This window comes from Streptomyces sp. SudanB182_2057 (assembly GCF_964272715.1).
Taxonomy (GTDB): domain Bacteria; phylum Actinomycetota; class Actinomycetes; order Streptomycetales; family Streptomycetaceae; genus Streptomyces; species Streptomyces rubradiris.
Genome location: NZ_OZ186798.1, coordinates 3,529,041 through 3,551,250 on the forward strand (window position 1 = coordinate 3,529,041; position 22,210 = coordinate 3,551,250).

Genomic DNA, 22,210 nt, shown 5'->3' on the forward strand with positions numbered 1-22,210 from the left:
CGGGGCGAACGGCGTCCGGCCGGGCGCCCCGCGCCGTCCCCCTCACTCCACGGTGACGGACTTCGCCAGGTTCCGGGGCTGGTCCACCTCGTTGCCCCGGGCCGTGGCCAGCTCGCAGGCGAAGACCTGCAACGGCACGGTGGCCACCAGCGGCTGGAGCAGCGTCGGCGTGGCCGGGATGCGGATCAGGTGGTCGGCGTAGGGGACCACCGTCTCGTCGCCCTCCTCGGCGATGACGATGGTGCGGGCGCCGCGCGCGCGGATCTCCTGGATGTTGGACACGATCTTGTCGTGCAGGAGGGACCGGCCGCGCGGGGACGGTACGACCACCACCACCGGCAGGTCCTCCTCGATCAGCGCGATCGGGCCGTGCTTCAGCTCGCCGGCGGCGAAGCCCTCGGCGTGCATGTAGGCGAGTTCCTTGAGCTTCAGCGCGCCTTCCAGGGCCACCGGGTAGCCGACGTGCCGGCCGAGGAAGAGGACGGTGTTCTTCGCGGCCAGGGTGCGGGCCAGCGCCCGGACCGGCTCCATGGTCTCCAGGACCCGCTCCACCTCGTGCGAGATCCGGGACAGGTCCTTGATGACCGCGTGGACCTCGTCGCCCCACTTGGTGCCGCGCACCTGGCCGAGGTACAGGGCGACCAGGTAGCAGGCGACGAGCTGGGTGAGGAACGCCTTGGTCGAGGCGACGGCGACCTCGGGACCGGCGTGCGTGTAGAGCACGGCGTCGGACTCGCGGGGGATGGTCGAGCCGTTGGTGTTGCAGATGGCCAGCACCTTGGAGCCCTGCTCGCGGGCGTGGCGCAGCGCCATCAGGGTGTCCATGGTCTCGCCGGACTGGGAGATGGCGATCACCAGGGAGCGGCCGTCCAGGATCGGGTCGCGGTAGCGGAACTCGCTGGCCAGCTCGACCTCGCAGGGGATGCGGGTCCAGTGCTCGATGGCGTACTTGGCGATGAGGCCGGCGTGGAAGGCCGTACCGCAGGCGACGATGACGACCTTGTCGACCTCGCGCAGTTCGGAGGGGCTGATCCGCACCTCGTCCAGGGTCAGCGAGCCGCTGGGGTCGATGCGGCCGAGCAGGGTGTCGGCGACGGCCTTGGGCTGCTCGGCGATCTCCTTGAGCATGAAGTAGTCGTAGCCGCCCTTCTCGGCGGCGGAGGCGTCCCAGTCCACGTGGTAGGAGCGGACGTCGGCGGGGCGGCCGTCGAAGCCGGTCACCGTGACGCCGTCCCGGCGCAGTTCGACCACCTGGTCCTGGCCCAGCTCGATCGCGGAGCGGGTGTGGGCGATGAATGCGGCGACGTCGGAGGCCAGGAACGCCTCGCCCTCGCCGACGCCCACCACCAGCGGGGAGTTGCGGCGGGCGCCGACCACCACGTCCGGTGCGTCGGCGTGCACCGCGACCAGGGTGAACGCGCCTTCCAGGCGGCGGCACACCAGCCGCATCGCCTCGGCGAGGTCGGCGGTGACCGAGAACTCCTCGGCGAGCAGGTGGGCGACGACCTCGGTGTCCGTCTCGGAGGCCAACTCGTGCCCGCGCTCGGCGAGTTCGGCGCGCAGCACGGCGAAGTTCTCGATGATGCCGTTGTGCACCACGGCGACCCGGCCCGCGTTGTCCAGGTGCGGGTGCGCGTTGGCGTCCGTGGGGCCGCCGTGGGTGGCCCAGCGGGTGTGCCCGATGCCGGTCGAGCCGGCCGGCAGCGGCCGTTCGGCCAGCTCCTTCTCCAGGTTGACCAGCTTCCCGGCCTTCTTCGCGGCGGCCAGCCCGCCGTCCGCGAGCACGGCGACCCCGGCCGAGTCGTAGCCCCGGTACTCCAGCCGCTTCAGCCCGGCCATCACGACGTCCAGCGCCGACTGTGACCCTACGTATCCCACGATTCCGCACATGAGCGGCAGCCTAAGGTCCACAACCGATCAGAAACGGCCGCACCTTGCCCGAAATCAGAAATTCCCACCGCCGTACGAAGGGTCGTCGGGGCACGCTCTCCTGGAGGCCGCCGGGTCGGCTCTCCGGTACGGCGATCTCGTCGTGACGGGCCACGTGACCCACCCCACCCCCCAGCCCGTTCAAACTCCGTTAACAATGGACTGTGATCTCACCGGTCTCCTCGATGCCCCGGAGCGCCCACCGGCACAGGCCGGAGGCGACTCCCTACGTCGATCTCACCCGCGCCGAGTGGAGCGGGCTGCGCGACAAGACGCCGTTGCCGCTCAGCGCCGAGGAGGTGGAGAAGCTCCGCGGTCTGGGTGACGTCATCGACCTGGACGAGGTGCGGGACATCTACCTCCCGCTCTCCCGGCTCCTCAACCTCTACGTCGGCGCCACGGACGGTCTGCGCGGCGCGCTGAACACCTTCCTCGGGGAAAAGGGCTCCCAGTCCGGCACCCCGTTCGTGATAGGCGTCGCCGGTTCCGTGGCCGTCGGCAAGTCCACCGTCGCCCGCCTGCTCCAGGCCCTGCTCTCCCGCTGGCCCGAGCACCCCCGCGTGGAACTGGTCACGACGGACGGCTTCCTGCTGCCCACCCGGGAGCTGGAGGCCCGCGGCCTGATGTCGCGGAAAGGTTTCCCCGAGTCCTACGACCGCCGCGCCCTGACCCGTTTCGTCGCCGACATCAAGGCCGGCAAGGACGAGGTGTCCGCGCCGGTCTACTCCCACCTGATCTACGACATCGTGCCGGGCGAACGCCTCGTCGTCCGCCGCCCGGACATCCTCATCGTCGAGGGCCTGAACGTCCTCCAGCCCGCGCTGCCCGGCAAGGACGGCCGTACCCGGGTCGGTCTCGCCGACTACTTCGACTTCAGCGTGTACGTCGACGCGAGCACCGAGGACATCGAGCGCTGGTACCTCAGCCGCTTCCGGAAGCTGCGGCAGACCGCCTTCCAGAACCCGTCGTCGTACTTCCGCAAGTACACCCAGGTCTCCGAGGAGGAGGCCCTGGACTACGCGCGCATGCTCTGGCGGACCATCAACCAGCCGAACCTGGTGGAGAACATCGCCCCGACCCGCGGCCGGGCCGGCCTCATCCTGCGCAAGGGCCCGGACCACAAGGTGCAGCGGCTGCGGCTGCGCAAGCTGTAGCCCGTCCGGTTGGATGGGCGCATGCTGCATCTGCGCCTGATCACCCCGGCCGGGCAGACGGAGGAGGTGGTGCGGCTGATCGAGCGGACGGTCGGCACCACCCACCTCGTCGTCCTGCCCGGCACCGCCCGCGACCCCGTCGGCGACCTCGTCCTGTGCGACGTGGCGCGCGAGGCGGGCGACGAACTCATCGCCGGACTGCGGCGGCTGGGCCTGGAGGACACCGGTTCCATCGCCGTGGAGGACATCGGTCTGTCGCTGTCCCGGCGGGCCGAGGAGGCCGAGAAGGAGGCCCCCGGCGAGGGCGCGGACGCGGTGCTGTGGGAGGGCCTGATCGAGGCGACCCACGAGGAGTCGACGCTCTCGGTCACCTACCTCGCCTTCATCACCCTGGCCACGATGATCGCCGCCTGCGGTGTGGTGCTGGACAACGCGATCCTGATCGTGGGCGCGATGGCGGTCGGCCCGGAGTTCGGCCCGCTGGCCGGCATCAGCACGGCCCTGGTGCGGCGCCGTCCGCGCCTGGCCTGGCGCTCGCTGCTCGCGCTGCTGGTGGGCTTCGCGGTGGCCATGGCCCTGACCTCCGCGTTCAGCCTGCTCATGGACGCGGTCGGGCTGTTCAGCGAGGACCAGTTGGAGGGCGCCCGGCCGAACACCGGGTTCATCTACGCCCCCGACTGGTTCTCGTTCGTCGTGGCCGTACTCGCCGGCATCGCCGGCATCCTGTCCCTGACCTCCGCCAAGTCGGGCGCCCTGGTGGGCGTGGCCATCTCGGTGACCACGGTCCCGGCCGCGGCCAACGCGGCGGTGGCGCTGGCCTACGGCGACACGTCACAGACCAGCGGCTCGACCGTCCAGCTCCTGCTGAACCTGCTGGGCATCGTGCTGGCGGCGACCGTCACCCTGCTCACCCAGAAGTACTTCTGGGAGCACCGGCGCCAACGCCCGTGAGGGGCGCGGGTCCGGGCCCCCGCCCCGGACCCGGTACTACCCGAGCGCCGCCTTCACCGCGTCGGCCAGCCGGCCCGCGACCGACCGGGCCTGCTCGATGTCCGCGGCCTCGACCATCACCCGCACCAGCGGCTCCGTGCCCGACGGCCGCAGCAGCACCCGACCGGTCTCGCCGAGTTCGCGTTCCGCCTCGGCGACCGCGGCGGCGAGGTCCGCCGACGTCTTCACCCGCGACTTGTCCACGTCCGGCACGTTGATCAGGACCTGCGGCAGCCGCTCCATGACGGAGGCCAGCTCCCGCAGCGTACGGCCGGTCTGCGCGACCCGCGCCGCCAGCAGCAGGCCGGTCAGCGTGCCGTCACCGGTGGTGGCGTGGTCGAGGATGATGACGTGCCCGGACTGCTCGCCGCCGAGGGCGTAGCCGTGCTCCTTCATCTCCTCCAGGACGTACCGGTCGCCCACGGACGTCTGCACGAGCCGGATGCCCTCGCGTTCCATCGCCAGCTTGAAGCCGAGGTTGGACATCACGGTGGCCACCACCGTGTCGGCGGGCAGCGCGGACCGCTCCCGCAGCGCCAGCGCGAGCACGGCGAGGATCTGGTCCCCGTCCACCTCCTCGCCGGTGTGGTCCACGGCCAGGCAGCGGTCCGCGTCGCCGTCGTGCGCGATGCCGAGGTCCGCGCCGTGCTCGGCGACCGCGGCCTTGAGCAGGTCCAGGTGGGTCGAGCCGCAGCCGTCGTTGATGTTGAGCCCGTCCGGCTCGGCGCCGATCGTGACGACCTGGGCGCCCGCGCGGGCGAACACCTCCGGCGAGACCCCCGAGGCCGCGCCGTGTGCTTCGTCCAGGACGATCTTCAGGCCGTCGAGCCGGTTGGGCAGCACCGCCAGCAGGTGGGCGATGTACTGCTCGAAGCCCTCGTCGTACGACCGTACGCGGCCGACGCCGGCCCCGGTCGGCCGCTCCCAGGGCTCTCCGTGCCGGTGGGAGTCGTAGACCGCCTCGATCCGGTCCTCCAGCTCGTCGGCGAGTTTGTGGCCGCCGCGGGCGAAGAACTTGATGCCGTTGTCCGGCATGGCGTTGTGGCTGGCGGAGAGCATCACGCCGAGGTCGGCGCCGAGCGCGCCGGTCAGGTGCGCCACCGCGGGCGTCGGCAGCACGCCGACCCGCAGGACGTCGACGCCCGCGCTGGCCAGCCCGGCCACCACCGCGGCCTCCAGGAACTCCCCGGACGCGCGCGGGTCCCGTCCGACCACCGCCGTCGGCTTGTGGCCCTCGAAGGTGCCCGCCTCGGCCAGCACATGCGCCGCGGCGACGGAGAGGCCCAGCGCCAGCTCGGCCGTCAGATCCGCGTTGGCGACACCGCGCACGCCGTCCGTGCCGAAGAGTCGTCCCACTTGTCCTCCTGAGGAAGCATCGTTGTCGGAAGCGGTCCGCGCCGCGTCGGGGTGGCAGGCGAACCCGGTATCCGATCACACAAGCCTTTGAGCGTCTTGTGCCGTTATACGCCCTTGGCTGGGATAAGCGAACGCCCCGGGGGCACATGTGGCGTGCCGCCGGGGCGTTCGGAGTACGCGGGGCCGAAGCCCGTACCACGTACGAGCAGGCAGCGAAGCTTAGCGCTTGCTGTACTGCGGAGCCTTGCGGGCCTTCTTCAGACCGGCCTTCTTGCGCTCGACCGCACGGTCGTCGCGCTTGAGGAAGCCGGCCTTCTTCAGCGGGCCGCGGTTGTTGTCGACGTCGGCCTCGTTCAGCGCGCGGGCGACACCGAGACGCAGCGCACCGGCCTGACCGGAGACACCGCCACCGGCGATGCGGGCGACGACGTCGTAACGGCCGTCGAGCTCCAGGACCTTGAACGGCTCGTTGACTTCCTGCTGGTGCACCTTGTTCGGGAAGTAGTCCTCGAGGGTGCGACCGTTGATCTTCCACTTGCCGGTGCCCGGGACGATCCGGACGCGGGCGATGGCGTTCTTGCGGCGGCCCAGGCCGGCGGCCGGCTGCGGCTCGCCGAAGCGGGAGGCCAGGGACTCCGAGGTGTACTCGCCCTCGACGGGGACCTCGGACTCGGTGGTGTAGCTGTCGATGTCAAGCTCTTCGAGCGGCTGCTCGGCAGTGGTCTCGGCCACGATTCTCCTCAGATTCTCTTCAGTCTTAGGGGGTGGCCGGACTTACTGCGCGACCTGGGTGATCTCGAACGGCACCGGCTGCTGGGCCGCGTGCGGGTGCTGGTCACCCTTGTAGACCTTCAGCTTCGAGAGCATCTGACGGCCCAGGGAGTTCTTGGGGAGCATGCCCTTGACGGCCTTTTCGATGGCCTTCTCCGGGTTCTTGTCCAGCAGCTCGTCGTAACGGACGGAGCGCAGACCACCCGGGTAGCCGGAGTGGCGGTAGGCCATCTTCTGGGTCCGCTTGTTGCCGGACAGGTGCACCTTGTCGGCGTTGATGATGATGACGAAGTCACCAGCGTCGACGTGCGGCGCGTAGATCGGCTTGTGCTTGCCCCGGAGGAGGGTCGCGGCAGTGGTGGCGAGACGGCCCAGGACAACGTCCTGAGCGTCGATGACGTGCCACTGGCGCGTCACATCGCCGGGCTTGGGGCTGTACGTACGCACGGTTCGTAGCCTTCGCTTCGAGTGAATGGTCCTAAACAAGGTCACCGAAACGATCACGACAGCCTTGACCCACGGCGGCGACGCAAACCGCGTGCGTGGGGTCGCTGGTCATCGGCCCGGTGGACCGGTGTAAGGGCCCGTCCCGTGAGAATGAGCAAGCCAATACACAACGAAGAAGCAGGTTACCGGCTGGCCCCCGGGCGGGTCAAAACGAGGCGGGCCGCCGGACGGCCCCCGTGTCCCCGGGCCCCCGTCTAAGATGCGCCCCATGAGTTACGGGCAGGGGGGACCCCAGTCTCAGTGGGATCCCTGGAAACCGCATTCCCAGCAGCCGTGGAACAGCGGAGAAGACGACGGGACGCCCGACTGGGCCGCGCTCGCCGAGGCCTCCGAGACCCGGAACAAGCGCCGCAAGCTGCTGTTCATAGCCGGCGGGGCGCTGGCCACGGTCGCGATAGGCACCGCGGTCGCCGTGGCCGTGGTCTCCGCGAACGGCGGTGACCCCGAGGCCGGCCCGAGCAACCTGCCCGCCACCGCCTCCATACCCGGCACCGGCACCGCGACGCCGTCCTTCGAGCCGACCAGCGCGCCACCGCCGCTGAACCCCGCGGACTTCATATCCAGCGCCGGGAAGGACACCGCTCCGCTCGGCCCCGACACGCTCTTCCCCGGCAAGCAGCTCACCCTCGGCGACACCGTGTACACGAAGGGCGCCACGGACGACACCTCCGGCTGCGCCTCCGTCGCCGGCGGCACCCTGCCGCCCATCCTCACCGCCAACGGCTGCACCCGCCTGCTGCGCGCCACCTACACCCACGGCGACATCGCGGTCACCGTGGGCGTCGCCGTCTTCGACGACGCGGCGCGGGCCGGCCGGGCCAAGGCGCAGACCGACGACCGGTCCATCGTCCGCTCGCTGTACGGCAAGGGCGGCGTCAAGCCGTTCTGCGACGGGGCCTTCTGCCGCTCCACGCGCAATGCCTACGGCCGCTACGCCTACTTCACCATCTCCGGCTTCACCACCGGCAAGGACGTCACCAAGAAGGACACCGCCGTCTTCGGCGCCGGCAACAGCCTGGCCCAGTTCACCGTGAACCAGATCCACCGCCGCGGCCAGCAGCAGGCCGAAGCCGCCGCCCGGTAACCGCCCGGAACGCTAGTACCGCTTCAGCCGCAGCCGCAGCGGCAGCACCGCCGACTCCAGCTGGGTGCGCAGCGTCATCTTGGACTCGCCCTCGGTGCGCTCGGCGAACCGGATGGGGACCTCCACGGCCGTGTGCCCGGCCCGGACGGCCCGGTACTTCAGCTCCACCTGGAAGCTGTAGCCGGCGCTGTCCAGGGACGCCAGGCCGACGTCCCGCAGGGTCCGCGCCGACCACAGGTTGAACCCGGCCGTGATGTCCTGGATGTCGGTGCCGAGGACGGCGCGCGCGTACCGGTTGGCGAACCGGGACAGCAGCACCCGGTGGGCGGCCCACTCCTCGTCCAGCGAGCCGCCCTCGACGTAACGGCTGCCGACCACCAGCCCGGCGCCGGAGTCGAGGGCCGCCCGCAGCATGCGGGGCACCGCCTCCACCGGGTGGCTGCCGTCGGCGTCCATCTGGACGACGTACTCGGCGCCCTCGTCCAGCGCCGCCGACATCCCGGCGGTGTACGCCCGGCCCAGCCCGTCCTTCTCGGTGCGGTGCAGCACGCTCATCCGGGTGCGGCCGTCGCCGTTGTACTTCTCGGCCAGTTCCTCGGCGATCCGCCCGGTGCCGTCCGGGCTGGAGTCGTCGACGATCTTCAACTGGAGCCCGTCCAGCTCCAGCCCGAGCACGGCCTCGGCCACGCCCGGCAGGTTCGCCGCCTCGTTGTAGGTCGGCATCACCACGGTGATCCGGGCCGCCTCGCTCTGTGCCATCACTGTCCCTCCCCTGCGGGCACCGGCCTGCCCGGTGCCCGGAACCACCAGCCCGCCGCGGCCCAGCGGTCCGCGTCGAGCCCCCCTCGCCCGTCCACGATCCGCGGCCGGGCCACCAGCGTCGCCGCCCGCTCCGGATCGATCTCCCGGAACTGCGGCCACTCGGTCAGATGCAGGACCAGGTCGGCCCCGCGCAGCGCGTCCTCGACGGTGTCCGCGTATCCCAGCAGCGGGAACGCCTTGCGCGCGTTGTCCGCGGCCTGGGGGTCGAAGACGGTGACGTCGGCGCCCTCCAGCCGCAGCCGGGCGGCCACGGCCAGCGCGGGCGAGTCGCGGATGTCGTCCGAGCCGGGCTTGAAGGCGGCGCCGAGGACGGCTACCCGGGCGCCGAGCACCGCTCCCCCGCACAGCTCGCGGGCCAGCTCCACCACCCGGTCCCGGCGCCGCATGTTGATCGCGTCCACCTCGCGCAGCAGCCCGAGCGGGACGCCCAGCTCGCCGGCCCGGTGCGCGAAGGCGCGGATGTCCTTGGGCAGACAGCCGCCGCCGAAGCCCACGCCGGCGCGCAGGAACTTCGCCCCGATCCGGTCGTCGTGGCCGAGGGCCTCGGCGAGCGTGCGCACGTCGCCGCCGGCCGCCTCGCAGACCTCGGCCATCGCGTTGATGAAGGAGATCTTGGTGGCGAGGAAGGCGTTGGCGGCCGTCTTGACCAGCTCGGCGGTCGGGAAGTCGGCGGTGACCAGCGGGGTGCCGGCGGCGAGGACCGGCGCGTACACCTCGCGCAGCACGGCCTCGGCGCGCTGTGACGCGACGCCGAACACCAGCCGGTCCGGGCGCAGCGTGTCCTGGACGGCGAAGCCCTCGCGCAGGAACTCCGGGTTCCAGGCGATCTCCGCGTCGTACGTCCGGGCCAGCCGCCCGGCCGTGCCGACGGGCACGGTCGACTTGCCGACGAGCAGCGCGTCCGGCGCGGCGTGCGCGACCAGGGCGGCGAAGGCCGCGTCCACCTGGCTCAGGTCGGCGGCGTCGCTACCGGCCCGCTGCGGGGTGCCCACGCACACGAAGTGGACCTCGCCGAAGGCCCCGGCCTCCGCGTAGGAGGTGGTGAACCGCAGCCTGCCGCTCGCGGTGTGCCGCGCGATCAGCTCGGGCAGGCCCGGCTCGTGGAAGGGCACCCGCCCGGCGCCGAGCGCGGCGGCCTTCTCCGGGTCGACGTCGACGCCGAGCACCTCGTGGCCCAGTTCGGCCATGCAGGCGGCGTGGGTGGCACCGAGATAGCCGGTGCCGATGACGGTGAGCCGCATGAGGACGGCCTTTCTCGCTTCGGACCCGCTGTCAGGAGGTCTTGGTCCAGATGCGGTAGTGACCGGTGCCGCTGGAGTTGCGGAAGGGCAGGTCGGCCAGGAGCCGGTAGTGCGGGTTGCCCTTGACCGCGTCCGTGACGATGGCGTCCACCCGGGGGTTGGTGAGGCCGTCCAGGACGATCAGGTCGAACTCGCCGTCGCGCAGCGCCGCCCGGTAGGCGTCGTCGCCCTGGTGGTACGTGCCCTTCTTGTCCGTGTACTCCAGGGCGAACACGCCCTGCCACTGCCGGTGGGTGGTCTTGTCCCGCAGGTAGTAGACGGGCACCTCGGGGGTGGAGGCGAGGTAGTGGCCCTCGCGGTCCACGTGGGAGTCGATGACCCGGATCATCTTCGAGGAGTCGGGCCAGACGCCGAAGCGCCAGTCCGCCTGCGAGATGCCGAGGCAGAGCGTCGCGGTCCACAGCATGATGCCGAGCTGGGGGTAGCGGAAGTGGGCGCCGATCAGCCGGGTGACGCCCACCCCGGCCATCGGGGCGGCGAACAGCAGGCCGAAGCCGACGTGCTTGAACAGCGAGACGACGGTGCCCAGGTGCATCTGGTAGGCGGGCGCGAGCAGCGCGGTGCCGCACAGCAGCAGGCCGAGCAGCGCCCGCCAGCGCCATCCGGGGTTGCCGAGCCGCTGGGCGGCCGGGGACTCGTTCATCCGGCTGCGCCGCACGTAGGAGACCGCGCCGCCGACGGCGGTGAGGAACATCAGCCCGCCCCACTCGCCGGAGCGCTGGAGCAGGAAGGCGGTGCTGTCGGAGCCGTGGTCGCGGTCGGTGGTGGTCTGCCGCACACCGTCCATCAGGTCGGTGCCGTACATGCCGGCCCCCAGCACCGCGCCGATGCCGAGCGCGAGCAGCAGCATCCGGAGGAACGCCTTGCGCCCCTGGTGCGGCCAGCCGGTGAGCAGCGCGAGCACGACGATGGTCGGCAGGTACAGGCCGGCCGCGTACTTCACGCCGACGGCGAGGACGGCGACGGGGACGGCGAGCAGCACGGCGGCCACCGGCGCCCGGTCGGTGCGTACGACGATCCAGGTGGCCAGGGCCAGCAGGAACACCGCGGCGGCGTCGTAGGTGGCGAAGTAGCCCATGACGACCGTGGACTGCACCACGGCGAACAGGGCGGCGCCGGCCAGCGCGGCCCGCTCGTTGAACAGCCGCCGGGTGAAGGAGTACAGCAGTCCGGTGGTGCCCAGCATGAACGCCAGGCTCAGCAGGCGCGCCCCGGTGAGTCCGAGCACGTCGTCCACGGCGGCGGCGAGCACCGGGTACAGCTGCGGCGAGCCGGAGAAGTAGGCCGCGTAGTCGATGGGCAGCGGGGTGCCGTGCAGCAGGTGCTGGAGCTCGGCGTGGCCGGCCGCGAGGTAGAGGGCCTCGTCCTGGAACGCGGTGTTGGCCAGGCGCAGCGAGAGCACCGCCTGGACGGCCAGCACGCACAGCAGCACGGCCCGGCTGACCCAGGCGCGCCGCCGGCTGGCGGCCATGTCCCAGCCGACCTCGGGCGTGTCGGGCACGTGGTACCCGGGCTCGGCGGGTGCGGCCGGCTCCTCCTCGGCGGGCTGCGTGAGGTACGCCGACGGGTCGGCCGGCTGCTGGTACGCCTGGACCCCGGGGTCGTACCCGTATCCCTCGGGCAGGTCGTACCCCTGGGGGACCTGCTGGTAGCCCTGCGGGGCGTCGTACTCCTGGGGGACCTGGTGGTAGCCCTGCGGGGTGTCGTACCCCTGCGGGACCGGGTGCCCCTGGGCGACCCCGTAGTCCTGCGGGGTGTCGTACTCCTGGGGGACCTGGTGGTAGCCCTGCGGAGTGTCGTACCCCTGCGGGACCTCGTAGCCCTGCGGGATGTCGTGGCCCTGCGGCCGGCGCGGGAGGTAGCCGTCGGAGTTGAACCAGCCGCCCTGCTGCTCCTCCTCGGCGTACGGATCGTAGGGCTGCGGGGTGTAGTACTCGGGACGAGAGGTCATGACGGCTTCCGTACGTCGAAGCCGAAACGGTCGTCGGCGGCCAGGCGCTTGAACTCGTTCAGCGCCAGCGGGCTCGCCTCCAGCCGCCAGTCGGCGCGCTTTTTGTAGTCGAACCAGATGAACCCGAGCATGTCGTCGTCCGCCGCGACGCCCGCGAACAGGTTGCGGACATCGGCCCGCCGCCGCTCGCCGGGCATGGCCGCGGTCTCCAGCAGCAGCATCGGCTTCTTGGTGAAGGTGCGGATCTCGTCGCGGGTCGGCCCGAAGACGCTGTCGAAGGCGTTGTCCTGGCCGGTGGTGAAGTAGCCGACCAGACCGATCCAGTCCACATAGGCGTCACCCGGGTAGTACGGCTTGAGCCGTACGTTCTTCACCGGGTTGACGATGTTGGGCGTCCAGGCCCAGATGACGTTGGTGGCGCCGACGTCGACGAAGGTCTGGTGGATGTGGCGCCAGGCGGCCACGTACTGGGCCGGGGTCGCGTGCTTCGTGCCCCACTTCTCCCAGTGGCCGTTGAACTCGTCCGCGAAGTCGATCACCACGGGCAGGTTCAGCTTGCGCACCGCGGTCGCGTACTCCTTGATGTACGCGTCCGACCTGCCCGCCGCGATGTCGGCGAGCGGGGTGTCGAAGGGCTCCCAGGACACCAGCGTCAGGGCGCCCTCGGCCCAGGCGTTGCGCACACCGGTGGCGTCGAAGCCGTCGCCCCAGGCGGCGTAGTACTCGATCAGGTTGGGCTGCTTGCCGGTCCTCGACGTGTACACGTCGATGTTCTTCATGGAGATCGGCGCGCCCGGCACGGCCGCCCCGTAGTACTTCTTCGCCGGCTTGATCAGGGGCGTGACGTCGTAGGGGATGTCCTGGGGGCTCGCCGAGGAGCGCGGGGCACCCGCGCCGCCGGACTCCGAGGAACCCCCGGAGTCGTCGCCGAGGAGCGAGCAGCCGCCGAGCGCGAGGACGCCGGCCAGGGCGCAGGCCAGGGCCGCACCGGTCATGCGGAATCGTTCCGTCAGTCGCATCAGGCGGCCTCCGCCCCGGACCGCGGCTGCACCAGCACGCGGCCGACGACCAGCGCGTAGAACAACCCCGAGGACAGGATCAGGGCGAAGTCCGGGGCGTTCATGGTGAACGTCCGGTACACCGCCGCGGTGACCCATACCAGCGCCGTGCCGCCGCTCCAGACCCACATGCCGATCCAGAACCGCCGCGTCTTGTTCTTCTTGGCTCCGGAGGAGCCCGTCGGCTGCCAGCCCATGCGGTTCTTGCGCAGGATGTCCCAGATGGCGAAGACGTGCGCCCAGCCGTACATCATGCGGGTCGCCCAGGCCTCCAGGCGGTAGGGCGCCCGGTGCCACATCGGGAAGATGATCGTGGTGTAGAGGATGCTGGGCAGCACCAGCAGCAGGTGCTCGACCTTGAGCTTCTCCGGCATCACCAGCAGCAGCACGACCGGGATGACCGGGGCCGCGAAGGTGAACAGCGCGGTGTGGATGTAGTAGAAGAAGCCGGACATGTAGCACAGCCGGCTGGACAGCTTGATCTTCGCCTGCCAGAACTTGCGGCTGCCGAGCAGGCTCATCGAGCCGGAGCACCAGCGGTACTGCTGGTTGAAGAAGGCGCCCGCGTTGTCCGGGCAGACCCCGGTGGACACCGCGACCGGCACATATCTGAGGTCCCAGCCGAGCCCGCGCAGGTCGAACCCGGTGTGCACGTCCTCGGAGTGCTCGATCAGCGTCGTGCCGCCGTTGGTCTCCAGCGCCGCCCGCCGGTAGATCGCGCAGGAGCCGACGCAGATGGCGCCGTCGCTGCCCTGCCGGGAGACCTGCACGGAGCGGTAGAACAGCTCCTGCACCGCGCCCGCGCCGCGCTCGATCCAGTTCTGCGAGTCGAGCACCCGGAAGTACTGCGGGGACTGGACGATGCCGATCCGCGGATCGTCGTCCATGTACGGCAGCAGTTCCTCCAGCAGATCGGCGCGCGGGGTGAAGTCGGCGTCCAGGATGAGGATGTACTCGCCGTCGGACTGGGCGAAGCCGAAGTGGAGGTTGCCGGCCTTCTTGAACCAGCCCCGGTTCTCCCGGGTGCCGTAGCGGAAGCCGAAGTCCCGGGCCATCGCCGCCAGTTCGGGGCTCGCGCCGTCGTCCAGCACGAACGGCACACAGACCCCGGGGTACCGGTCGGCCATCGCGCGCACATGCCGCCAGGTGTTGTGCAGCACCTCGATGGGCTCACCGCACACCGGCAGGAACACGTCCACGGTCGGGTACACCTCGGGCCGCCAGTTCTGCACCAGCCGCCGGTGGTGGGCGATGTCGAAGTCCCGGGTGAAGCCGTTCACCCGCAGCGACACCAGGTAGTAGATCACCGTGAAGGCGAGCAGCGGCGTGTAGATCCACAGCACCGGGGTGGAGGCCGCCAGCTTGAACTGGCTCAGCACCAGGCAGCAGAAGCTGATCAGCGAGCTGATCGTCAGGATCCACAGGTGCCGTCGCGCGTAGGAGTACTTCTCCTTGTCCGTCGGCGGGAGCGGCAGCAGCCCCAGCGCGGCCGTTCCGCCCCGCCCGGCCCGTCGCCGCCCACCACTTTGCCGTGCCGCACGACGCCCCCCGGCCCGCACGGAATCCACTGAAGTCATTCCGTTGTCCCACCCCGGGCCCTACCGGCCCGTCGACCCCCCAGCCAAACCCGGCCTCGTGATCGAACGTGTGGCCGGGACGCGCAACTGTATCCGAGAGGTATGAAACGCGTAAGAGTCGGTAAGGGCGAATAGGCCCTGCAAGTCCGGATATGGGGCGTAAGCGACGCGAAATGCGACGTAACTAACAGGTTTCGCATCCCGGAAGTCCGGGAAGCGAGCGCTTATTCCGGGCCTCCCTGCTCCGAGCCGCCAGCAGCTCGTCGGCCGGATAGCCGACCTCCTCCAGCGTCAGCCCGTGCGGCCGTACGACATGCACGGCGGAGTCCCGTACGCCCGCGGCCAGCACCTTCCCCGGCCACTCCGGCCCGCGGTGCCCGTCCCCGACGAACAGCAGCGCGCCGATCAGCGAGCGCACCATGTTGTGGCAGAAGGCGTCCGCCCGCACGGTCGCGGTGATGATCCCGTCCTCGCCCCGCACCAGGCTCAGCTCCTGGAGCGTACGGATCGTGGTCGCGCCCTCGCGCTTCTTGCAGTAGGCGGCGAAGTCGTGCTCCCCGAGCAGCGCCCGCGCGGCCTCGTTCATGGCGTCCACGTCGAGCGGCCAGTCGTGCCACAGCACGTGACCCCGCAGCAGCGGGTCCACTCCCCCGGGATTGTCGGTGACCCGGTAGGCGTAGCGCCGCCACACCGCCGAGAACCGCGCGTTGAACCCGCTCGGCGCCTCGCGCAGCGCCCACACCCGCACGTCCTTCGGCAGCCGGCCGGCCAGCCGCTTCAGCAGCTTCTGGTGGTGCTCGCGCCACAGCTCCTCGGGCAGGTCGACGTGCGCCACCTGCCCCCGGGCGTGCACCCCGGCGTCCGTGCGGCCGGCCACGGTCAGCTCGTAGGTCTCCTGGGACCGCGTGACCGTCCGCAGCGCGTCCTCGATCTCCCCCTGCACGGTCCGCCTCCCGCCGGCCTGCTTGGCCCAGCCGTGGAAGGCGGAGCCGTCGTAGGACAGATCAAGACGGACACGGACGTAACCGGGCTGCACTTCGTCACTCACGTGCAGATCCTCTCAGGGCTGTGCCGTGGGGAAAAACGCGAAAGCGGGCCCGCCCCTCAAGGGCGGACCCGCTTCCCGCGTTCAGGCAGAGCCTCAGGCGTCCTTGGACTCCTCGGCGGGAGCCTCGACGGCCTCGGTCTCCTCGGCCTTCGTCTCCTCGGCCTTGGCCTCCTCGGCCTCCTTGACCGCGCGCTTGGTCGCGGCCTCGGCCTCGCCCACGGCGTTCTGCTGCACCGTCAGCGCCTCGACCAGCTCGATGACGGCCATGGGCGCGTTGTCGCCACGGCGGTTACCGATCTTGGTGATGCGGGTGTAGCCACCGGGACGGTTCTCGTAGCGCGGGCCGATCTCGGTGAAGAGCGTGTGGACGACGCTCTTGTCCGTGATCACCTGAAGCACCTGGCGGCGGTTGTGAAGGTCACCCTTCTTCGCCTTGGTGATCAGACGCTCGGCGTACGGGCGCAGGCGGCGGGCCTTCGCCTCGGTGGTCGTGATCTTGCCGTGCTCGAAGAGGCTCTTCGCGAGGTTCGCGAGGAGCAGCTTCTCGTGCGCGGCGCTGCCGCCCAGACGGGCACCCTTGGTGGGCTTCGGCATGTTGTCTCTCCTGTGTCTCTGCCCCGGCCGTATCAGGTACCGGGGTCAGTATCCGAGCGAGCGGTTGCCCGTCGGAGATCCAGGCCCCGAAGGGCCTGGAAGGGGCGCGGGGAACTGCGCGACCGGCCACAGCCGGTCCGCAGACGCAGTACGGCCTCCCCGCGGAGCACTCAGTACTGCTCGGTCTCCACGAAACCCGCGTCCGCGTCGTCGTCCGCGCCGAAGGCGTCCGCAGCGGCCGTGGGGTCGAATCCGGGCGGGCTGTCCTTCAGGGCCAGGCCCATGCCGGCCAGCTTCGCCTTGACCTCGTCGATGGACTTCGCACCGAAGTTGCGGATGTCCAGCAGGTCGGCCTCGCTGCGCGCGACCAGCTCACCCACGGAGTGGATGCCCTCGCGCTTGAGGCAGTTGTACGACCGAACGGTGAGCTCCAGCTCCTCGATCGGCAGCGCCAGGTCCGCGGCCAGGGCGGCGTCCGTCGGGGACGGGCCCATGTCGATGCCCTCGGCGTCGATGTTCAGCTCGCGGGCGAGACCGAACAGCTCGACCAGGGTCTTGCCGGCGGAGGCCATGGCGTCACGCGGACGCATCGCCTGCTTGGTCTCGACGTCGACGATCAGCTTGTCGAAGTCGGTGCGCTGCTCGACACGCGTGGCCTCGACCTTGTACGTGACCTTCAGCACCGGCGAGTAGATCGAGTCGACCGGGATACGGCCGATCTCCTGGCCCACCTGCTTGTTCTGCACGGCGGAGACGTAGCCGCGACCGCGCTCGACGGTCAGCTCCATCTCCAGCTTGCCCTTGCCGTTGAGCGTGGCGAGGACGAGGTCGGGGTTGTGCACCTCGACACCGGCCGGGGGCGCGATGTCGGCGGCGGTGACCAGACCCGGGCCCTGCTTGCGCAGGTACATCACGACCGGCTCGTCGTGCTCCGAGGAGACGACCAGCTGCTTGATGTTGAGGATCAGGTCGGTGACGTCCTCCTTGACGCCCGGCACGGTGGTGAACTCGTGCAGGACACCGTCGATCCGGATCGAGGTGACGGCGGCACCCGGGATCGACGAGAGGAGCGTACGGCGCAGGGAGTTGCCGAGGGTGTAGCCGAAGCCCGGCTCCAGCGGCTCGATCACGAACCGGGAGCGGAACTCGTCGACGACCTCTTCGGTCAACGAGGGACGCTGAGCGATCAGCATGTGTGGATCAGATCCTTCTTTCGTGGACGCCCGCTATTTGACGTCCGACGGAGACCGCGCCCGGGAAAAGCGCGGGTACTGCAAGGGTACGGGCGGCACGACCCGAAAGAGCCGTACCGCCCGGAACCCCAGCCAGTCGAAGGCGTGCGTCAGACGCGACGACGCTTCGGCGGGCGGCAGCCGTTGTGCGGGGTCGGGGTGACGTCCTGGATGGAGCCGACCTCGAGGCCCGTGGCCTGGAGGGAACGGATCGCGGTCTCGCGACCGGAACCCGGACCCTTCACGAACACGTCGACCTTGCGCATGCCGTGCTCCTGGGCGCGGCGGGCAGCCGACTCGGCGGCCATCTGCGCGGCGAACGGCGTGGACTTCCGGGAGCCCTTGAAGCCGACGTGGCCGGCGGAGGCCCAGGAGATCACGTTGCCGGACGGGTCCGTGATCGAGACGATCGTGTTGTTGAACGTGCTCTTGATGTGCGCGTGGCCGTGAGCGACGTTCTTCTTTTCCTTGCGGCGCACCTTCTTGGCAGCGCCCTGACGACCCTTGGGGGGCATCTATTAACTCCTACGGGAGGTGGTCGGTCCTACAGCGAAGACCGTGGACAGGCGTCCGCTGCGGACTACTTCTTGCCCGGCTTCTTCTTGCCGGCGATGGCGCGACGCGGGCCCTTGCGGGTACGGGCGTTGGTGCTGGTGCGCTGACCGCGGACGGGCAGACCGCGACGGTGACGGAGACCCTGGTAGCAGCCGATCTCGACCTTGCGGCGGATGTCGGCCTGGATCTCGCGACGGAGGTCACCCTCGGTCTTGATGTTGTTGTCGACGTACTCGCGGATCGCGACGAGCTGCTCTTCCGTCAGATCGCGGACGCGGGTGTTCGGGTCGACGCCGGTCGCAGCCAGCGTCTCCTTGGAGAGGGTCCGGCCGATGCCGAACACGTAGGTGAGGGCGACCTCCACGCGCTTTTCGCGCGGGATGTCAACACCGGAAACGCGTGCCATTCAATGGCTCCTGGTGAATCTTCGGAGGTCTTCCGCAGAACCGGCTCCCGGCCGCCGTACCAGGTACGAACCGGGTCCCCGGCCTCCGAACCGGGGGTGTCGAGCTGGATGGCTCGGGCTCTGCGTATGAACATATTCAGCTCGCGTCGCGCGAAACTCTGCGATAGAGGTGCAGAGGGAAACGGTCGTGCGTCAGCCCTGGCGCTGCTTGTGGCGCGGGTTCTCGCAGATGACCATGACCCGGCCGTGACGGCGGATCACCCTGCACTTGTCGCAGATCTTCTTGACGCTCGGCTTGACCTTCATGGGGTGAGGTTCTCCGGGTCAGTGCCATCGCTCCGGGCGGGCCCGGGGCGCGGGCAAGATCTACTTGTACCGGTAGACGATCCGGCCACGCGTCAGGTCGTACGGAGACAGCTCCACCACGACCCGGTCGTCAGGGAGGATGCGGATGTAGTGCATACGCATCTTGCCGCTGATGTGTGCCAGGACCTGGTGGCCGTTCTGGAGCTCGACCTTGAACATGGCGTTCGGCAGAGACTCGACGACAGTGCCCTCGATCTCGATGGCACCTTGCTTCTTGGCCACGCTTCGCCCTTCGAATCGACTACCTTGATCGACTCCGCCGTGCACCGATTGTGAGCATGCAGGCATGCGGGTGCACAAGAGCCGACGAGTCAGTCTACGTCGGCGCACCCGGAAAGGCGAATCGAGGAAGTCTGCCCCATGGGGGTGATCCTTACGCGACCCGGGGCGGCACAACGGCGCGGACCGGCCGCGCGGGGCGGCCGGCCGGCGAAAGAACGAACGGCGAACGCTTACGCCAGCGGGTCCGGCGCCGCCGTGATGCCGAACTCGGCGAGCTTCGCCCTGCCGCCGTCGGGGGCGGTGAGCACCAGCGGCCCCTGCTCGGTCAGGGCCACCGAGTGCTCCCAGTGCGAGGACCACGTGCCGTCGGTCGTGATGACCGTCCAGTCGTCAGAGAGCACCTCGGTCTTCGGGGTGCCGAGGGAGACCATCGGCTCGATGGCCAGGCAGAAGCCGGGGACCAGCTTGGGGCCCTTGCCGCGGCGCCGGTCGACGTAGTTCAGCAGGTGCGGGTCCATGTGCATCTCGGTGCCGATGCCGTGGCCGCCGTAGTCCTCGATGATGCCGTAGCGACCGCCGCCCGGCTTCGGCTGGCGGCGGATGTACGTCTCGATCGCCCGGGAGATGTCGACCAGGCGGTTGCCCTGCTTCATGGCCGCGATGCCGGCCCACATCGACTCCTCGGTCACCCGGGACAGCTCGATCAGCTCCGGGGAGTGACCGGAGCCGACGAAGGCCGTGTAGGCCGCGTCACCGTGCCAGCCGTCGATGATCGCGCCGCAGTCGATGGAGATGATGTCGCCGTCCTTCAGGACGACGTCGTCGGAGGGGATGCCGTGCACGACCACGTCGTTCACGGAGGTGCAGATGGTGGCCGGGAAGCCGCCGTAGCCGAGGAAGTTCGACTTCGCACCGTGCTCGGCGAGGACCTTGCGGGCCACCTCGTCCAGGTCCCGGGTGGTCGCGCCGGGCACCGCGGCCTCACGCGTGGCCGCGTGGATGGCGGCTACGACCAGGCCCGCCGCCCGCATCTTCGCGATCTGCTCGGGGGTCTTGATCTGCACCATGGGGGGCCTGCGCTCTCCGTCACTCACGTCGACTGGGGTACCTGTACAACAGTACGGCCGCGGCGCCCGGGGAGGGCACCGCGGCCGGAAGGGCCGGGATCTACTTCTCGGCCTTCTCGCGCTTGAGGGCCTCCAGCGCCCGCTGCGTGATCTCGTCCACCGGACCCAGGGAGGAGATCGTCACGACCAGCTCCTGCGCCTTGTAGTAGTCGATGATCGGCTCGGTCTGCGTGTGGTAGACCTCCAGCCGCTTGCGGACGGTGTCCTCGGAGTCGTCGTCGCGCTGGTACAGCTCGCCGCCGCAGACGTCGCAGACGCCCTCCTGCTTGGCCGGGCTGTAGGTCACGTGGAAGACGTGCGAGGAGTCGTTGCGGCAGATGCGCCGGCCGGCGATCCGCTTGACGACCTCGTCCTCGGGGACCTCCAGGTCGAGGACGGCGTCCAGCGTCATGTGCTCGTCCTGGAGCAGCTGGTCCAGGGCCTTCGCCTGCGAGACGTTGCGCGGGAAGCCGTCCAGCAGGAAGCCCTTCTCCGCGTCCGGCTGCTCCATGCGGTCCTTGGCCATCGCGATGGTCACCTCGTCGGGGACGAGGTTGCCGGCGTCCATGTAGGACTTGGCGAGCTTGCCCAGCTCCGTCTGCCGGCTGATGTTGGCGCGGAACAGGTCGCCCGTGGAGATGTGCGGGATGCCCAGCTTCTCTGCGAGCCGGACGGCCTGCGTTCCCTTACCGGCACCCGGCGGCCCGACGAGGACGATACGCATCAGCGGAGGAACCCTTCGTAATTGCGCTGCTGGAGCTGGCTCTCGATCTGCTTCACCGTCTCGAGGCCGACACCCACGATGATGAGGATGCTGGTCCCGCCGAAGGGGAAGTTCTGGCTTGCCCCAAAGCCCACCAACGCCATTGTCGGTACGAGAGCGATCAGACCCAGATACAGCGAACCCGGCCAGGTGATCCGGTTGAGCACGTAGCTCAGGTACTCAGCGGTCGGTCGGCCAGCCCGGATGCCCGGGATGAAGCCACCATACTTCTTCATGTTGTCGGCTACTTCCTCGGGGTTGAAGGAGATAGCGACGTAGAAGAACGCGAAGAAAACGATGAGCAAGAAGTACGAAGTGATGTAAATCGGGTGGTCGCCCTTGGTGAGGTTCTGCTCGATCCAGGTCTTCCAGCCCGAGTTGCCCCCCGCGAACTGCGCGATCAGCGCCGGGATGTAGAGCAGCGACGAGGCGAAGATGACGGGGATCACACCCGCCTGGTTCACCTTGAGCGGGATGTACGTGGACGTACCGCCGTAGGACCGGCGTCCGATCATCCGCTTCGCGTACTGCACCGGGATGCGGCGCTGGGCCTGCTCGACGAAGACGACGAGCGCGACCATGACCAGGCCGACCGCGATGACGGTGCCGAACTCGATCCAGCCGCCGGCCAGCGAGCCCTGCTTCTTGATGGCCCACAGCGCGGACGGGAAGGTCGCGGCGATCGAGATGAACATCAGGATCGACATGCCGTTGCCGATGCCCCGGTCGGTGATCAGCTCGCCGAGCCACATCACCAGGGCCGTACCGGCGGTCATGCAGATGACCATCGTGATGGTCGCGAAGATCGCCTGGTCCGAGACGATGCTCGTGGCGACCGAACAGCCGTTGAAGAGCGCGCCGCTGCGGGCGGTGGCCACGAGGCCGGTGCCCTGGAGGATGGCGAGCGCCACGGTCAGGTAGCGGGTGTACTGCGTGATCTTCGCCGTGCCGGCCTGGCCCTCCTTCTTCAGGGCCTCCAGACGCGGGATCACCACGGTCAGCAGCTGAAGGATGATGCTCGCGGTGATGTACGGCATGATGCCGAGCGCGAAGACCGTGATCTGGAGCAGCGCGCCGCCGCTGAACATGTTCACGAGGCCGAACAGGCCCTGGTTGGCGCCGGCCTCCTTCACGCACTGCTGGACGGCCTGGTAGTTGACGTTGGGGATCGGAACGTGGGTACCGACCCGGTAGACCACGATGATGCCCAGCGTGAAGAGCAGCTTCTTGCGCAGGTCGGGCGTCCTGAACGCCCGGGCGAACGCGGTGAGCACGGTGCCTCCTGCGACCCCCGCGCAACTGCGTCAAGGGTGACGGTCTGAGGTTCGACGAATACGAAAAAGAACAGTGCAGGCCACCTTACCGGCGACCATGCCCCCCTAGGAACGACCAACCGGGGATACCTCATTGTGAGGTAT

The 22,210-nt window shown here is 69.7% G+C and carries 22 protein-coding genes; 3 read left to right on the forward strand and 19 right to left on the reverse strand.

Translation table 11 applies throughout. The features are described 5' to 3' along the window. Positions 1 to 42 precede the first annotated feature (42 nt). Positions 43 to 1,890, reverse strand: coding sequence for a glutamine--fructose-6-phosphate transaminase (isomerizing) (glmS, locus tag ACSURM_RS15070; protein ID WP_436955502.1), 1,848 nt, complete (start codon positions 1,888 to 1,890; stop codon positions 43 to 45). Positions 1,891 to 2,114: 224 nt separating this feature from the next. On the opposite strand from glmS, the gene coaA reads away from it, so the two are divergent. Both coaA and ACSURM_RS15080 read left to right on the forward strand, forming a co-directional pair. Then, the gene (coaA, locus tag ACSURM_RS15075; RefSeq protein WP_436961103.1) at positions 2,115 to 3,083 is read left to right on the forward strand and encodes a type I pantothenate kinase; all 969 of its coding nucleotides are present in this window, start codon (positions 2,115 to 2,117) and stop codon (positions 3,081 to 3,083) included. A 21-nt stretch (positions 3,084 to 3,104) separates the two neighbouring features. Further along, positions 3,105 to 4,034 (forward strand): DUF389 domain-containing protein, encoded by a 930-nt coding sequence (locus ACSURM_RS15080; RefSeq protein ID WP_436955503.1) that lies wholly within the window; start codon positions 3,105 to 3,107, stop codon positions 4,032 to 4,034. A gap of 36 nt (positions 4,035 to 4,070) precedes the next feature. Here the strand turns inward: ACSURM_RS15080 and glmM are convergent, their stop codons facing one another. The 3 genes from glmM to rplM form a co-directional block, all read right to left on the reverse strand. Continuing rightward, positions 4,071 to 5,429, reverse strand: coding sequence for a phosphoglucosamine mutase (gene glmM, locus ACSURM_RS15085; protein ID WP_436955505.1), 1,359 nt, complete (start codon positions 5,427 to 5,429; stop codon positions 4,071 to 4,073). Between the two features lie 219 nt (positions 5,430 to 5,648). Beyond that, positions 5,649 to 6,161, reverse strand: coding sequence for a 30S ribosomal protein S9 (gene rpsI / locus ACSURM_RS15090; RefSeq protein WP_359047574.1), 513 nt, complete (start codon positions 6,159 to 6,161; stop codon positions 5,649 to 5,651). Positions 6,162 to 6,203: 42 nt separating this feature from the next. Beyond that, entirely contained in the window at positions 6,204 to 6,647 is a 444-nt protein-coding gene (gene rplM / locus ACSURM_RS15095; RefSeq protein WP_014674395.1) for a 50S ribosomal protein L13, read from the reverse strand. Between the two features lie 268 nt (positions 6,648 to 6,915). On the opposite strand from rplM, the gene ACSURM_RS15100 reads away from it, so the two are divergent. Further along, positions 6,916 to 7,791 (forward strand): hypothetical protein, encoded by an 876-nt coding sequence (locus ACSURM_RS15100; protein WP_436955507.1) that lies wholly within the window; start codon positions 6,916 to 6,918, stop codon positions 7,789 to 7,791. Positions 7,792 to 7,803: 12 nt separating this feature from the next. Here ACSURM_RS15100 and ACSURM_RS15105 read toward each other — a convergent pair whose 3' ends face one another. The 15 genes from ACSURM_RS15105 to secY form a co-directional block, all read right to left on the reverse strand. After that, positions 7,804 to 8,550 carry a polyprenol monophosphomannose synthase gene (locus ACSURM_RS15105; RefSeq protein WP_436955509.1) on the reverse strand — a complete coding sequence of 249 codons (747 nt, stop codon included), beginning with the start codon at positions 8,548 to 8,550 and terminating at the stop codon, positions 7,804 to 7,806. Then, entirely contained in the window at positions 8,550 to 9,854 is a 1,305-nt protein-coding gene (locus tag ACSURM_RS15110) for a UDP-glucose dehydrogenase family protein (RefSeq protein ID WP_436955511.1), read from the reverse strand. Before ACSURM_RS15110 ends, ACSURM_RS15105 begins: the two co-directional genes overlap by 1 nt. A gap of 31 nt (positions 9,855 to 9,885) precedes the next feature. After that, complete coding sequence (locus ACSURM_RS15115) at positions 9,886 to 11,865, reverse strand: glycosyltransferase family 39 protein (RefSeq protein WP_436955513.1); 1,980 nt, start codon at positions 11,863 to 11,865, stop codon at positions 9,886 to 9,888. After that, positions 11,862 to 12,884: a glycoside hydrolase family 26 protein gene (locus ACSURM_RS15120; RefSeq protein WP_436955515.1), complete on the reverse strand. Its 1,023-nt coding sequence runs from the start codon at positions 12,882 to 12,884 to the stop codon at positions 11,862 to 11,864. Before ACSURM_RS15120 ends, ACSURM_RS15115 begins: the two co-directional genes overlap by 4 nt. After that, positions 12,884 to 14,302, reverse strand: a complete 1,419-nt coding sequence (locus tag ACSURM_RS15125; RefSeq protein WP_436961105.1) for a glycosyltransferase family 2 protein — start codon at positions 14,300 to 14,302, stop codon at positions 12,884 to 12,886. Before ACSURM_RS15125 ends, ACSURM_RS15120 begins: the two co-directional genes overlap by 1 nt. Positions 14,303 to 14,684: 382 nt before the next feature. Next, positions 14,685 to 15,548 (reverse strand): tRNA pseudouridine(38-40) synthase TruA, encoded by an 864-nt coding sequence (gene truA / locus ACSURM_RS15130; protein WP_436955516.1) that lies wholly within the window; start codon positions 15,546 to 15,548, stop codon positions 14,685 to 14,687. Positions 15,549 to 15,641: 93 nt separating this feature from the next. Continuing rightward, on the reverse strand, positions 15,642 to 16,142 hold the full coding sequence (gene rplQ / locus ACSURM_RS15135) for a 50S ribosomal protein L17 (protein WP_436955518.1): 501 nt from the start codon (positions 16,140 to 16,142) through the stop codon (positions 15,642 to 15,644). Positions 16,143 to 16,312: 170 nt separating this feature from the next. Beyond that, on the reverse strand, positions 16,313 to 17,335 hold the full coding sequence (locus ACSURM_RS15140; RefSeq protein WP_003966937.1) for a DNA-directed RNA polymerase subunit alpha: 1,023 nt from the start codon (positions 17,333 to 17,335) through the stop codon (positions 16,313 to 16,315). A gap of 149 nt (positions 17,336 to 17,484) precedes the next feature. Then, positions 17,485 to 17,889 (reverse strand): 30S ribosomal protein S11, encoded by a 405-nt coding sequence (gene rpsK / locus ACSURM_RS15145; RefSeq protein ID WP_003956432.1) that lies wholly within the window; start codon positions 17,887 to 17,889, stop codon positions 17,485 to 17,487. A 65-nt stretch (positions 17,890 to 17,954) separates the two neighbouring features. Further along, positions 17,955 to 18,335, reverse strand: a complete 381-nt coding sequence (gene rpsM / locus ACSURM_RS15150) for a 30S ribosomal protein S13 (RefSeq protein ID WP_023547369.1) — start codon at positions 18,333 to 18,335, stop codon at positions 17,955 to 17,957. 192 nt (positions 18,336 to 18,527) lie between these two features. After that, positions 18,528 to 18,641, reverse strand: a complete 114-nt coding sequence (gene rpmJ, locus ACSURM_RS15155; RefSeq protein ID WP_003998809.1) for a 50S ribosomal protein L36 — start codon at positions 18,639 to 18,641, stop codon at positions 18,528 to 18,530. A 60-nt stretch (positions 18,642 to 18,701) separates the two neighbouring features. Continuing rightward, complete coding sequence (gene infA / locus ACSURM_RS15160; protein WP_003948620.1) at positions 18,702 to 18,923, reverse strand: translation initiation factor IF-1; 222 nt, start codon at positions 18,921 to 18,923, stop codon at positions 18,702 to 18,704. Positions 18,924 to 19,153: 230 nt separating this feature from the next. Beyond that, positions 19,154 to 19,990, reverse strand: coding sequence for a type I methionyl aminopeptidase (gene map, locus ACSURM_RS15165; protein ID WP_436961107.1), 837 nt, complete (start codon positions 19,988 to 19,990; stop codon positions 19,154 to 19,156). Between the two features lie 100 nt (positions 19,991 to 20,090). Continuing rightward, on the reverse strand, positions 20,091 to 20,753 hold the full coding sequence (locus tag ACSURM_RS15170; protein ID WP_436955520.1) for an adenylate kinase: 663 nt from the start codon (positions 20,751 to 20,753) through the stop codon (positions 20,091 to 20,093). Next, complete coding sequence (gene secY / locus ACSURM_RS15175) at positions 20,753 to 22,066, reverse strand: preprotein translocase subunit SecY (RefSeq protein WP_189994124.1); 1,314 nt, start codon at positions 22,064 to 22,066, stop codon at positions 20,753 to 20,755. Before secY ends, ACSURM_RS15170 begins: the two co-directional genes overlap by 1 nt. Positions 22,067 to 22,210 lie beyond the last annotated feature (144 nt).